The organism is Microbispora sp. ATCC PTA-5024, from assembly GCF_000511135.2.
Taxonomy (GTDB): Bacteria; Actinomycetota; Actinomycetes; order Streptosporangiales; family Streptosporangiaceae; genus Microbispora; species Microbispora corallina.
Genome location: NZ_KI866523.1, coordinates 50,353 through 62,144 on the forward strand (window position 1 = coordinate 50,353; position 11,792 = coordinate 62,144).

The following is an 11,792-nucleotide window of genomic DNA, read 5'->3' on the forward strand; positions in this document are numbered from 1 at the left end:
TCAGGGCACGAGCTGGTAGCCGGCCTCCTCGACGGCCTGCCGCACGGCGTCGTCGGTCACGCCGTCGCCGCTGACGTCGAGCCGGCCGCTGTCCAGGTCGACCTCGACCCCGGTCACGCCGGGGATCTCGCCGACCTCCTCCTTGACCGAGCTCACGCAGTGGCCGCAGGTCATGCCCTGCACGGTGTAGGTCTTCAGGCTCATGTCACCCTCCGGAAAGGATCGCGCGTACGGGGAAAGGGGGTCAGGCGGTCCTGCCGACGACCTCGCGGATCGACGCGTGGCCGTGCCGCCGCAGCCGGCGGGCCAGGGCCCGGTTGATCCGCGACGGCCACAGGGGGCCCTCGTAGATGAGCCCGGTGTAGCCCTGCACGAGGGTGGCGCCGGCGAGCAGCCGCTCCCAGACGTCGTCGACGTCCTCCACGCCGCCGACGGAGACGAGCGTGAGGCGGTCGCCGGCCTTGCGGTGCAGCCGGCGCAGGACCTCAAGGGATCGGGCCTTCAGCGGACGGCCCGACAGGCCGCCGGCCTCCGTGCTGGCGACGCCCTCGCGGCTGATCGTGGTGTTCGTGGCGATGATCCCGGCAAGACCGAGGTCGGCCGCCAGCTCGGCCACCGCGTCGACGTCCTCGTCCGCCAGGTCGGGGGCGATCTTCACCAGCAGCGGCGTGCGGCCCGCGGCCTCCTTCACCGCGGCGAGAAGCGGGCGCAGCCGGTCCACGGCCTGCAGGTCGCGCAGCCCCGGCGTGTTGGGCGAGCTGACGTTGACCACGAGGTAGTCGGCGAGGGGCGCGAGCAGCCGGGCGCTCGTGACGTAGTCGTCCACCGCCCCGGACTCGGGGACGACCTTGGTCTTGCCGATGTTCACGCCGACCACGGCCGGGACTCCCCGGGGACGGCGCAGCCGCCGGGCGGCCTCCGCCGCCCCCGCGTTGTTGAAGCCCATCCGGTTGATGACCGCCCGGCTCTCGGGCAGCCGGAACAGCCGGGGGCGGGGGTTGCCGGGCTGGGCGTGGGCCGTGATCGTGCCCACCTCGACGTGCCCGAAGCCGAAGGCCGCCAGCGGGGCGACGCACCGGGCGTCCTTGTCGAACCCGGCCGCCAGCCCGAACGGCCCGGGGAAGTGCACGCCGAAGGCGGTGACCCGCAGCGACTCCTCACGCGGGGCGAGCAGCCGGTGCAGCCGCCGCGTCACGAACGGGAGCAGCCCGAGCAGGCGGAGCGCCCTGATCGTGAGATGGTGCACGGCCTCCGCGTCGAAGCGGCTCAGGACCTGCGTGAACACGATTCGATACATCGAGGGAAGACTATCGCCTGCCTCAGTCGCGGCCGGGCCTGACCTCCCGGCCCGCCGCGGCGGGGCCCGTGGTGGGTACTGCCGTGGGGACCGGCGTGGGGGTCGCGACGTCCCCGCCGCACAGGAGCAGCGTCCGGTCCAGCCCCAGCAGCCGGAGCAGCCGCAGCACGGGTGGGGAGGGGCGGGCGAACGTGGCCGTCCCTCCCCACTCCCGCACCCGGGCGTCGGCCCACAGCAGCGACCGCGACCCCGCGCAGTCCATGAAGCCGACCTCCGAGAGGTCCACCCGTACGGGGCCGGGCGGGTGCGCGGCCAGCGTCCGGCTCAGGAACGCGCGGAACTCCGGCACCCCGGCCCTGTCGAGGTCGCCGCCGAGGGCCACCGTCAGCGCCGGCTCAGCCGACGTGATCTGGATCCGCAACACTTTTCGGGCCCTGCTCTCCCAGCAGCTCGGCCGCGAGGTCGGAGACCTTCCGCCTGCTGTCCCTGGCCTGCTTGCGCAGCCCGGTGAACGCCTGGGAGGCGGTGAGGTCGTGCTTGCCCATCAGATAGCCGATGGCGCGTTCGATGACGATCCGGTAGTCCAGCGCGTACTGCAGCTGGTCGGCGAGCACGGCCTTCTCGTCCGCCTCGATGGCGGCCACGAGGACCTGCTCGATCACGTGCGCGTACGCGTGGAGGGCCTGGGTGTCGGACTCCTGCCACTCGTGCGGGCTGTCCTGGTAGACGTTCAGGGTGCCCACGGGCACCCCGCCGAGCCGGATGGGGACCCCTGCCACCCCGCGCACCTCCGGGTGCAGCAGATCCTTGAGGGCCGGCCAGCGGACGTCGTCCCGGACGTCCACGGTCGTCACGGCGGTGTCGCCGGCGTAGGCGGCGACGCACGGCCCCTGCCCGGTGGCCGCCTGGGCGTGCTCGAGGCTGCGCCCGCGCTCGTCCGTCGCGAAGAGGAAGCGGAGCGTGCGGTCCTCCTCGGCGAACATCAGGCCGGCCCCGGAGTATCCGAAGAGCCGGTCGACGACCTGGACGATCCGCTCGAGGTGGTGCACGATCCCGGTCGCCGACCTGTCCTTCTGCAGACGGCGCAGGCTGGCGACAAGCGCATCAGGATCGATATGGGTCATTCCGTATCCTCTCGTGAACCTCACCTCTGCACCGCTGTGGCAGCGGAGAGATGCCGATTCGACCAATGTCACTGCCCGGAGAAGGGCGTGTCAGTCCTGCTCTCCGCGAGGACCTGGAGCACGATGACGAGCAGTTCGCCCAGGTGGGAGCCGGCCTCCGCCTCGGCGGGCCCCCAGGCGTGGCCTGCCCTGGCGTAGAAGTCGAGTACGCCGATCAGCTCCGCGCCCTCGATGAGCGGCACCGACAGCACCGCGTGGACGGGCGCCGCGTGGGCGGCGAGATGCGGGTATCCGATCGGGCTCGCGGCATGCAGGTCGCGGATGGCGACGAGGTCGCAGCGCGAGGCGCTGTCGATCGCCGGGCCCTCGCCGACGGACTCCTGGGCCGACTCCAGCCGGAGGCCGTCGTCGTCCGTGGCCCCGACCGCACGCAGCCGGTCCTCCTCGTCGAGCAGCATGAGGGCGGCACCGTCGACCCCGAACAGGTCGGCCATGCCGATGAGCACGCTTTCAAGAACTGACGACGCATCCATGTCATCGCCTGCCGTCTCCAAATGACGAAGCGGCCGCGGACACAGGGCGGATTGCCGATAAGCCTAGTGGGCTTCACGCCGATCCTGCCAGGCGGTCCAGCCGATCCTTCAGGCTACCCGGCGGCCGATACGCAGCAGCCCTCCCCCACGGCCTGGGTGACCGTACGGGAGGGCCGGCGACGCCTTTCACGCGGCATTTGGGATGGCTACGCAGACGACGGCCGCCCCGGAGCGTGTGGCTCCGGGGCGGCCGCTGCGGTGCGGACGGCGCCGCGTCAGTGCTTGGCCTTCTTGCCCTCCGGCGTGACGGCGTGCCACTCGCCGCCGAAGTCCTTGACGTCCTGGCCGGTCACGTCGCCGGCCTTCTGGTCCTTGGCGTAGTAGTACAGCGGGTGCTTGTTGTAGGTCACCTGCGTCATGCCGTCGGCGCGCTTGACGGTGCCGAGCAGGTTCGCCCGGACCCCCGTCCCGCCCTGCGGCGCGCCGTTCGTGAGCACGGGCGGCCAGGCCGCGGCGCAGGCGCCGTTGCAGGTGGGCTGGCCGTTCTTGTCCGCGGTGAAGAGGTAAACGGTGCGGCCCTCGACGCCGACGAGCACCGTGCCGAGCGACGTGCTCGCCGTGTCGATCCTCGCGGGGCCGGTCGGCGTCTGCTGGACGGCCGAGGTCGGCGACGCCGAGTAGCCGGGGCTGGCCGAGCCCGAGGGGTACTCGGACGGCGAGGTCTCCGGCGACGTCTCGTTCGCGGCGGCGGGGTTGGCGGCGTCCTCGTTCGCGGCGCCGCCGCAGCCGGACGCCAGCAGGCCGATCGCGATCGCGCCGGCGTACAGCAGTTTCCTCATCTTCGGCTCCAGGGAAGTAGGCGAGTGGCTCCCAGGAGACACGCGGCGGGCGTGGCCCCGCCCGGCGGACACGAAGATCCGGGACAGGCCTTTGCCGTCTCGTGGGAGTGGGTTGGCGTGCCGCCGCGGCCCCGCCCGCGACGCCGTCCTCGGCCGTTTCAGCGAAGCGGATAGAAAGTCAAATTTCGGGAAAATGGGGTAAAAGTCATACGGTGACTGGCTGTGGCCGACACGGAAAGCGATCACGAGGTCCTGCCCCGCCGCCCGGCGGGGGCGGTGCGATGCTGAGCCTCTGACGCCTGCCGTGAGGGCCCCCGACCTGCCGGGGAGGCGTTCTCCGCGCGAAGCCCCCCTTCGCCTGGTCGTGTGACAGACAAGGAGCACCAGGATGGCCGAGCGTACGCCTCCACGATCGTCATGCGGCGGCGCGCGTCATTCGGCGGCACCGGCTCCCGTTCCGGAGAGGAGACGGTGGTGACCACGCCCGCGCAGGGACCCGGACCGCAGGGACCGGGAACGGAACCCACACCGCTGACCCCGCCCGACCCCACCGGGCTGGAGGCGTGGATCCGGCAGGTCCTGGGCCTCGCCGGCCCCCGTGCCTCCGCGTTCACGCCGCCGCTCCCGGGGGGCGACCCCGGCACGCCGCCGGGCGAGGACCTGCCGGGCGGGGGCGTCCGCGAATGACCGGCGCCCGGCCCGGGGTCAGCGGGCCGCGGCGACCGCCTGCGTGATCGAGCGGACGTTCGCGGGCACCGGGACGTCCTCCACGAGCACGGTCGGCGTGCCGCTGACCCCCCGTTCCATCGCCTTGTCCGTGACGTACGCCGCCCAGTCGAGGTACGTGCGGTCGCGCACGCACCCGGCGAACGGCGGATCGAGCCCGACGAGGCCGCCGATTTCGATCAGCTCGTCGTCCGTGAGGCCCGGCCCGCCCTCCGGCGGCTGGTTCGCGAACAGCGCCTCGGCGTACTCCACGAACAGGCCGCCGTCGGCGGCGCACCCGGACGCCGCGGACGCGCGGGAGGAGTAGTGGTCGGCCGAGAGCTGGTCGAGGAACGCCATCGGGTGGTAGACGATGCTGACGAGCCCGTCGTCCACCAGCCTGTGCAGCGTCGGACCGGCCGTCTCCTCGAACTGGCGGCAGAACGGGCACAGGAAGTCGACGTAGACGTCGATCACCACCGTGCCCGTCCCCACGACGATGCCGTCTCCGCTGGCCGGCGCACCGGCGGGGATGTGGCGCGGCGTGGAGACCCTGCCTGCGTGCGTGGTCATGTCGCCCCCCTTGGTCGGCGCTTTCCTACCCTGGACTCGGACATTCCGGGATTAAGGAAGCGTCATTTCTCGGGCAACGCCGCTTTGTCCGTTTTACCCCCGCCGCTTCGCCGCCTCAGCCCTGCGGGGCCACCTGGCTCTCCAGGCGTTCGAGGCTCTCGTCGAGCGCGCTCTCGACGGCCTCGGCCGGGGGCACGTGGGCCTCGTCGAAGAACGAGAGGTGGACGGTGACGTCGCTGGCGTCGTCGCCGATCCCGGCGACCTGGAGCCAGCCGGCGTAGCGGTCGACGTCCCGCGTCCCCCACTCCATCCTGAGCTGGTCGCGCTCCGACCGCAGCAGGGCCCGGGCGTCCTCGCCGGTGGCGTCCTCATGCACGGTGACCGCGGGCGGCTCCTCCGCCCGTACGTGCAGGTCGCGCGGCAGCCACAGGTCGAGCCTGTCCACGTCGCACGCGGCGTCGAAGACCTGGCCGGCCGCGACCGGCATCCTGCGCGAACGCTCGAACTCGCTCATGTCCGTCACTCCTCCCTCGCTGGGCGTACCGGGTCCCTACCCCTGCCGCGGAGGTCAACCCCCGGGGACCCGCCCCGCCCGCGCCCGCCGCGGCGCCGGAGCGTAGGGTCCGGGCATGAGCGATCACTACGACGTCGTGGTCCTCGGCGCCGGCATCGGCGGATACGTCGCCGCGATCCGGGCGGCCCAGCTCGGGCTCAGCGCGGCGGTCGTCGAGGAACGCTACTGGGGCGGGGTCTGCCTCAACGTGGGGTGCATCCCCTCCAAGGCGCTGCTGCGCAACGCCGAGATCGTCCACCTCCTGTCCCACGAGGCGGCGACGTACGGCATCCAGGTCGACGGCCGGGTCACCTTCGACTACGGCGAGGCCTTCCGGCGCAGCCGGAAGGTCGCGGACGGCCGGGTCAAGGGCGTCCACTACCTCATGAGGAAGAACGGCATCACCGAGTACAACGGCCGGGGCACGTTCACCGACGCCCACACCATCCGCGTCGAGGGCGCGGACGGCTCGTCGAGCACGGTGACGTTCGATCACTGCGTCGTCGCCACCGGCGCCACGACCCGGCTGCTGCCCGGCACGTCGGTCAGCGAGCGGGTCGTGACGTACGAGGAGCAGATCCTCAGCGACAAGCTGCCCGAGAGCGTCGTCATCGCGGGCGCGGGCGCCATCGGCGTCGAGTTCGCGTACGTGCTGAGCAGCTACGGCGTGCGGGTGACGATCGTCGAGTACCTCGACCGTATGGTCCCGCTGGAGGACGAGGAGGTGTCGGCCGAGCTGGCGCGGCGTTACCGGCGGCTCGGCGTCGAGGTGCTGACCTCGACCCGGGTGGACGAGATCGACGACTCCGGCGAGCAGGTCCGGGTGACGGTGTCCGGCGACGGGGGGACCCGGACGCTGGAGGCCGACAAGGTGCTCCAGGCCGTCGGGTTCCGTCCGCGGGTCGAGGGCTACGGGCTGGAGACCACCGGCGTGCGGCTGACCGACCGGGGCGCGATCGACGTGGACGGCCGGTGCCGGACGAGCGTCCCGCACATCTTCGCGGTGGGGGACGTGACGGCCAAGCTCATGCTCGCGCACGCCGCGGAGGCGATGGGCGTGGTGGCCGCCGAGACCATCGGGGGCGCCGAGACGATGGAAATCGACTACGTCATGGTGCCCCGGGCCACCTACTGCCAGCCGCAGATCGCGAGCTTCGGGTTCACCGAGGCGCAGGCGCGTGAGCGCGGCTTCGACGTGAAGGTGGCGAAGTTCCCGTTCACGGCGAACGGCAAGGCCCACGGGCTCGGCGACGCGAACGGGTTCGTCAAGGTCCTCAGCGACGCGGCGTACGGCGAGCTGCTGGGCGCGCACATGATCGGCCCCGACGTGACCGAGCTGCTGCCGGAGCTGACGCTCGCGCAGCAGTGGGACCTGACCGTGCACGAGGTGGCGCGTAACGTCCACGCGCACCCCACGCTCGGCGAGGCGGTCAAGGAGGCGATCCACGGGCTGGCGGGCCACATGATCAACCTCTGAGCGCCGGGTCCCGCGCCGTCCCGTCAGCGGCCTGACCGGCGCCGTCAGCGGACGGTGGGCGTGCGGTAAGCGCCCTCGCCGAACCTGTGGTCGTCGCGGCCGCACGGGGCGGCGCGGGACCGCACGAGGAGCGCGAACCATGAGGAGCACCACCGTCCTGATCTCCGGCGCGAGCATCGCCGGTCCGTCCCTGGCCTACTGGCTGCGCCGGTACGGCTTCACCCCCACGGTCGTCGAGCGGGCCCCGGCCCTGCGGGAGGGCGGCCAGGCCGTCGACTTCCGCGGGCACGTCCACATGACCCTCCTGAGGACGATGGGCCTGCTGGACGACGTCAAGCGGATGCGCACCCGGCCCGGCAGGTGGGACATCGTCGACGCCGAGGGCCGCCCGATCGTGAGCCTCCCCCCGGAGTTCGCCGGCGGCGAGGTGGAGATCCTCAGGGGGGACCTGGTACGCCTGCTGTACGACCGGACCAAGGACGACGCGGACTACGTCTTCGGCGACTCGATCGCCGCCATGACCGAGACGCCGGACGGGGTCGAGGTCGCCTTCGACAGCGGCGCCACCCGGACCTTCGACCTGGTGGTGGGGGCGGACGGGCTCCACTCAGGCGTCCGCCGGCTCGCCTTCGGCCCGGAGTCGCGGTTCGTCCGCCCCTCCGGCTACCACGTGGCGCTGTTCAACGCGCCCGACCACCTCGGGCTCGGCCAGGGCACCCTGCTGTACAACGAGCCCGGCCGGGCGCTCGGCGTCACCGCCGTCCCTGGCGGCGCGCTCAACGTGATGGCCGTCTTCCACGCGGAGGGTCTCCGGTACGACCGCCAGGACGTCTCCGGGCAGCGAAGGATCGTGGCGGACGCGTACGCCGGGGCCGGCTGGGAGGCGCCGCGGCTGCTGGAGCACCTCCCCACGGCCCCCGACTTCTACTTCGACACCATCGGCCTGGTCCGGATGGACCGCTTCGTCCGGGGCCGGGTGGCGCTGATCGGGGACGCCGGCTACGGCGCCACCTTCGGCGGCATGGGCGCGGGCATGGCGCTGGTGTCGTCCCACGTCCTCGCGGGCGAGCTGGCGGCCGCCGGGGGCGACCACGGGGCCGGGTTCGCCGAGTACGAGAACCTCATCCGCGGGTTCGCGAAGGCGTGCCAGCGGATCGGGGCCAACTCGGGTCCCTTCCTCGCCCCGCCCACCCGGGCGAAGATCCGGCGCCGCAACCGCCTCTACCGGGTGATGACGTCCCGGCTGCTCGCGGGCGTCCTCGACCGGCTCACCACGAAGGCGGCCACCTCGATCACGCTCCGGGAGTACCCGGGGTGACCCGCTTGGGGAGGGAGGCGACGACGTCCATGACCGGATCGTCGTCTCCCGCCGTCCTGGGGTCGGCGAAGAAGACGGTCCGGACCGAGACCCCCTGGGGCGTCTCCCCGTGCTCGGCGGCCCACCGCTCCAGCGCCTGGAGCGCGCGCAGCGACCCCGCCTGGCCCGTCTGGGCCTTCGTGAGGCGCACGTACGCCTCGCGGTGGGCGGGCTCGGCGCGCAGGACCAGGTCCTGGAAGCGCGCCGCGACCCCCTCGGCCTCCGAGTCGGGGACCGGCCGGCAGAACTCCACCGGCCCGTCGCCGTCCTCGTCCACCTGGCCGTAGTAGATGAGGAACGGCGCCCCCTCGATCCCGGGCAGCCCCGGCACCGAGCCGTCGCCGAGCCGCAGCACCAGCCCGGTGGTGAACGCCTCGAGCTGCTCGGCTGTGAGGTGGCGCTGGATGCTCAGCAGCATCCGCGCGGGCATGTCGCGTACGGCGACCTCGGCCATGGCGGTGTCCTTTCCCGACAGATGGTCGACGAGGAGGACGGCGAGCCCCCGCCGGTCCGCCGTCTCGGCCTCGACCGCCGCCCAGTAGGCCGCGACGTCGGCGGCGGCCGCCTCGGGATCCAGGTCGCAGACCGCCCTGATCCGGGCCAACGGCATCCCGAGCCTGCGCAGCCAGGCGACCAGGCGGGCCCGTTCGAGCTGCGCCGGGTCGTAGAAGCGGTAGCCCGAATCCGGATCGGTCCTGGCCGGGCGGAGCAGGCCCAGCTCGTCGTACAGGCGAAGGGCCTTGGGCGACAGCCGCGAGGCCCGCGCGAACGCCCCGATCGTCAGCAGCCCCACGCCGTCCTCCTTCGTCCCGGGCCCCTCGCCCGGTCGCCTCGATGCTGCGGCCTCCCCCAGGGACAAGGTCAACACCACCCTGCCTGGACGGGTGACTATACGTGTGTATAGCATCCTTCGCGCACGGATAGTTCGCTGTATCGGCGTACAGGACAGGTGACAGTGACGACGGAGCGGGACCCGGAAGACCTCACCGCACGCGCCCGGATCAGGGACGCGGCCCTGTACCACTTCGGGGAGCACGGATTCGAGCGGGCGACGATCCGGGGGATCGCCGAGACCGCAGGCGTGTCCCCCGGGCTGGTCCGCCACCACTTCGGGTCGAAGCAGGGGCTGCGCGAGGCGTGCGACGAGTACCTGGTCGCGCTGATCCACCGGTTCAACGACCGGGTGCGGGCCGACACCAGCCACACGGACATGAGCTACATCCAGCAGTCACGGGCGGCCCTGCGGCCCTACCAGCGCTACATGGCCCGCGCCCTGTCCGAGGGGGCGGCGGCCTCCCTCTTCGACGAGGTCGTGAACCTGACCGAGGAGTGGCTCGCCGACATGAAGCGCCCCGATCCGCCCGCCGTCCCCCTCAGGGTGCGGGCCACGATCGCGACCGCCATGGCGATGGCCGTCCCGATCCTGTACGAGCACGTGTCCCGGGGGCTGGGCGTCGACATGTTCAGCCCCGAGGGCGACCTCCTGCTGTCGCGGGCGCTGCTCGACCTCTACTCCCATCCCCTCATCAGCCCGGAGGAGGCGGCCGTGCTGCTCGACGCGCTCGACAGGACGGCGCACCGGGCCACCCCCGCCGGGCGCGAGGCCGTGCCCGGCCCAGACCAGGAGCTCCACGATGAATGACGCCATCTCGGCGACCGGGCTCGTCAAGACATTCGGCCCGACACGGGCCCTGGACGGGCTCGACCTGGCCGTGCGCACCGGAGAGGTGCACGGCTTCCTCGGGCCGAACGGCGCGGGGAAGAGCACCACGATCCGGGTCCTGCTCGGCATGCTGCGCGCCGACGCCGGGACGGTCCGGCTACTCGGCGGCGACCCCTGGGCCCAGGCGACCGAGCTGCACCGCCGGCTGGCGTACGTGCCGGGCGACGTGACGCTGTGGCCCAACCTGTCGGGCGGCGAGGTGATCGACCTGCTCGGCCGCATGCGCGGCGGGCTGGACAAGCGGCGCCGCGACGACCTGCTGAAGCGCTTCGACCTCGACCCCCGCAAGAAAGGCCGGGCCTACTCCAAGGGCAACCGGCAGAAGGTGGCCCTGGTGGCCGCCCTCGCCTCCGACGTGGAACTGCTGCTGCTCGACGAGCCCACCTCCGGCCTCGACCCGCTGATGGAGGAGGCGTTCCGCGACGTCATCCGGGAGGAGCGGCGCCGCGGCGACCGGACCGTGCTGCTGTCCAGCCACATCCTCTCCGAGGTCGAGGAGCTGTGCGACCGGGTCACGATCATCAGGGACGGCCGCGCCGTCGAGACGGGCAGCCTCGCCGACCTGCGGCACCTGACCCGCACCTCCATCCAGGCCGAGCTGGCCGGCCCGGTGGACGGGCTCGCCGGCCTGCCCGGGGTCCACGACCTGCGCGCCGACGGCGCCACCGTGCGGTTCGACGTCGACGCCGCCGCGCTGGACCCGGCGCTGCGGCACCTCACCGCGGTCGGCGTGCGCAGCCTGGTGAGCCGGCCGCCCACGCTCGAGGAGCTCTTCCTGCGCCACTACGACCGCGGCCCGGCCGACGGCGAGGCGGCGACGGCGGAGGCCGCCCGATGACCGCGCTGACGGGCACGCGCGGGCTGGCCCGCCTCATCCTGCGGCGCGACCGGGTGCTGCTGCCGCTGTGGATCGTCTTCCTCGGGATCATCCCGGTCTCCTACGTCGCGTCCATCAACGAGCTGTTCCCCACGGCCGCCCTGCGCGCCGGGTACGCCTCCGCGAGCGCGCGCAACGCGGGCTTCGTCGTGCTCTACGGCCCCCTGGACGGATCGAGCGTCGGGGAGCTGGTGGCCTGGCGGGCCGGGTTCGTCCCCGTGGTCATCGGCCTGATCAGCATCCTCACCGTCATCCGGCACACGAGGACCGAGGAGGAGACGGGCCGCCGCGAGCTTCTCGGCTCGACCGTGGTCGGCCGGCACGCGGGCCTGGCGGCGGCGCTGGTCGTCACCTTCTGCGCGGACCTGCTGCTCGGCGTCGTGCTGGCCGGCGGCATGATCGGTCAGGGCCTGCCCGCGGGCGGCTCCTGGGCGTTCGGGCTGGAGTTCGCGCTGATCGGCTGGGTGTTCGCCGCCGTCGGGGCCGTCGCGGCGCAGCTCAGCGGCGGGGCGGGCGGGGCGCGGGGCATCGCGATCGGCGTGCTCGGCGCGGCCTACCTGCTCCGGGTCGTGGGCGACGTCAGCGGCATGTCCTCCGGCCCCGTCTCGTGGCTGTCGTGGCTGTCGCCCATCGGGTGGGTGCACCGCATCCGGCCGTACGGGGACGAGCAGGCGTGGCCGGCCGTCCTGGCCGTGGCGTTGACGGCGGTGCTCGCCGCGGCGGCCGTCGCGCTG

Annotated in this window: 14 protein-coding genes and 1 pseudogene; 6 read left to right on the plus strand and 9 right to left on the minus strand. The window is 72.9% G+C overall.

What is annotated here, in order from left to right:
• The 6 genes from MPTA5024_RS12655 to MPTA5024_RS38990 form a co-directional block, all read right to left on the minus strand.
• A complete protein-coding gene (locus MPTA5024_RS12655) occupies window positions 1–204 on the minus strand; it encodes a heavy-metal-associated domain-containing protein (RefSeq protein WP_036324122.1) in 204 nt (67 codons plus the stop codon).
• Window positions 205–244: 40 nt separating this feature from the next.
• The gene (locus MPTA5024_RS12660; RefSeq protein ID WP_036324126.1) at window positions 245–1,297 is read right to left on the minus strand and encodes a quinone-dependent dihydroorotate dehydrogenase; all 1,053 of its coding nucleotides are present in this window, start codon (window positions 1,295–1,297) and stop codon (window positions 245–247) included.
• A 22-nt stretch (window positions 1,298–1,319) separates the two neighbouring features.
• Complete coding sequence (locus MPTA5024_RS12665; protein WP_084369666.1) at window positions 1,320–1,721, minus strand: STAS domain-containing protein; 402 nt, start codon at window positions 1,719–1,721, stop codon at window positions 1,320–1,322.
• On the minus strand, window positions 1,693–2,421 hold the full coding sequence (locus MPTA5024_RS12670) for a GAF and ANTAR domain-containing protein (protein ID WP_051458109.1): 729 nt from the start codon (window positions 2,419–2,421) through the stop codon (window positions 1,693–1,695). The genes MPTA5024_RS12665 and MPTA5024_RS12670 overlap by 29 nt, the downstream gene beginning before the upstream one ends.
• Before the next feature lie 68 nt (window positions 2,422–2,489).
• Window positions 2,490–2,954 (minus strand): GAF domain-containing protein, encoded by a 465-nt coding sequence (locus MPTA5024_RS12675; RefSeq protein ID WP_084369667.1) that lies wholly within the window; start codon window positions 2,952–2,954, stop codon window positions 2,490–2,492.
• Window positions 2,955–3,229: 275 nt separating this feature from the next.
• Window positions 3,230–3,793: a COG4315 family predicted lipoprotein gene (locus tag MPTA5024_RS38990; protein WP_036324131.1), complete on the minus strand. Its 564-nt coding sequence runs from the start codon at window positions 3,791–3,793 to the stop codon at window positions 3,230–3,232.
• Between the two features lie 474 nt (window positions 3,794–4,267).
• On the opposite strand from MPTA5024_RS38990, the gene MPTA5024_RS12685 reads away from it, so the two are divergent.
• A complete protein-coding gene (locus MPTA5024_RS12685; RefSeq protein WP_157099444.1) occupies window positions 4,268–4,480 on the plus strand; it encodes a hypothetical protein in 213 nt (70 codons plus the stop codon).
• Window positions 4,481–4,498: 18 nt separating this feature from the next.
• Here the strand turns inward: MPTA5024_RS12685 and MPTA5024_RS12690 are convergent, their stop codons facing one another.
• Window positions 4,499–5,071: a DsbA family protein gene (locus MPTA5024_RS12690; protein ID WP_036324135.1), complete on the minus strand. Its 573-nt coding sequence runs from the start codon at window positions 5,069–5,071 to the stop codon at window positions 4,499–4,501.
• A gap of 115 nt (window positions 5,072–5,186) precedes the next feature.
• Window positions 5,187–5,585, minus strand: coding sequence for a hypothetical protein (locus MPTA5024_RS12695; protein WP_036324137.1), 399 nt, complete (start codon window positions 5,583–5,585; stop codon window positions 5,187–5,189).
• 115 nt (window positions 5,586–5,700) lie between these two features.
• Here MPTA5024_RS12695 and lpdA point away from each other — a divergent pair, with 115 nt between their 5' ends.
• Both lpdA and MPTA5024_RS12705 read left to right on the plus strand, forming a co-directional pair.
• Window positions 5,701–7,101, plus strand: coding sequence for a dihydrolipoyl dehydrogenase (gene lpdA, locus MPTA5024_RS12700; RefSeq protein WP_036324139.1), 1,401 nt, complete (start codon window positions 5,701–5,703; stop codon window positions 7,099–7,101).
• A gap of 139 nt (window positions 7,102–7,240) precedes the next feature.
• Entirely contained in the window at window positions 7,241–8,419 is a 1,179-nt protein-coding gene (locus MPTA5024_RS12705; protein WP_036324141.1) for an FAD-dependent monooxygenase, read from the plus strand.
• On the opposite strand, the gene MPTA5024_RS12710 is transcribed toward MPTA5024_RS12705, so the two are convergent.
• Complete coding sequence (locus tag MPTA5024_RS12710; protein WP_036324144.1) at window positions 8,394–9,251, minus strand: MerR family transcriptional regulator; 858 nt, start codon at window positions 9,249–9,251, stop codon at window positions 8,394–8,396. The two genes, MPTA5024_RS12705 and MPTA5024_RS12710, sit on opposite strands and share 26 nt — an antisense overlap.
• 156 nt (window positions 9,252–9,407) lie before the next feature.
• On the opposite strand from MPTA5024_RS12710, the gene MPTA5024_RS44245 reads away from it, so the two are divergent.
• From MPTA5024_RS44245 to MPTA5024_RS43440, 3 genes and pseudogenes are all read left to right on the plus strand, one after another.
• Window positions 9,408–10,100, plus strand: coding sequence for a TetR/AcrR family transcriptional regulator (locus MPTA5024_RS44245; RefSeq protein WP_269750573.1), 693 nt, complete (start codon window positions 9,408–9,410; stop codon window positions 10,098–10,100).
• A complete protein-coding gene (locus MPTA5024_RS12720; protein WP_036324146.1) occupies window positions 10,093–11,019 on the plus strand; it encodes an ABC transporter ATP-binding protein in 927 nt (308 codons plus the stop codon). Before MPTA5024_RS44245 ends, MPTA5024_RS12720 begins: the two co-directional genes overlap by 8 nt.
• Window positions 11,016–11,792 (plus strand): annotated as a pseudogene (locus MPTA5024_RS43440) (ABC transporter permease); the annotation flags it as partial. The gene MPTA5024_RS12720 and the pseudogene MPTA5024_RS43440, both read left to right, overlap by 4 nt.

Bases quoted from the DNA above. Each gene is read 5' to 3' on its own strand.
- MPTA5024_RS12655 (WP_036324122.1), bottom strand. From the start codon at position 204: ATGAGCCTGAAGACCTACACCGTGCAGGGCATGACCTGCGGCCACTGC.
- MPTA5024_RS12660 (WP_036324126.1), bottom strand. From the start codon at position 1,297: ATGTATCGAATCGTGTTCACGCAGGTCCTGAGCCGCTTCGACGCGGAG.
- MPTA5024_RS12670 (WP_051458109.1), bottom strand. From the start codon at position 2,421: ATGACCCATATCGATCCTGATGCGCTTGTCGCCAGCCTGCGCCGTCTG.
- MPTA5024_RS12675 (WP_084369667.1), bottom strand. From the start codon at position 2,954: ATGGATGCGTCGTCAGTTCTTGAAAGCGTGCTCATCGGCATGGCCGAC.
- MPTA5024_RS38990 (WP_036324131.1), bottom strand. From the start codon at position 3,793: ATGAGGAAACTGCTGTACGCCGGCGCGATCGCGATCGGCCTGCTGGCG.
- MPTA5024_RS12690 (WP_036324135.1), bottom strand. From the start codon at position 5,071: ATGACCACGCACGCAGGCAGGGTCTCCACGCCGCGCCACATCCCCGCC.
- MPTA5024_RS12695 (WP_036324137.1), bottom strand. From the start codon at position 5,585: ATGAGCGAGTTCGAGCGTTCGCGCAGGATGCCGGTCGCGGCCGGCCAG.
- lpdA (WP_036324139.1), top strand. From the start codon at position 5,701: ATGAGCGATCACTACGACGTCGTGGTCCTCGGCGCCGGCATCGGCGGA.
- MPTA5024_RS12705 (WP_036324141.1), top strand. From the start codon at position 7,241: ATGAGGAGCACCACCGTCCTGATCTCCGGCGCGAGCATCGCCGGTCCG.
- MPTA5024_RS12720 (WP_036324146.1), top strand. From the start codon at position 10,093: ATGAATGACGCCATCTCGGCGACCGGGCTCGTCAAGACATTCGGCCCG.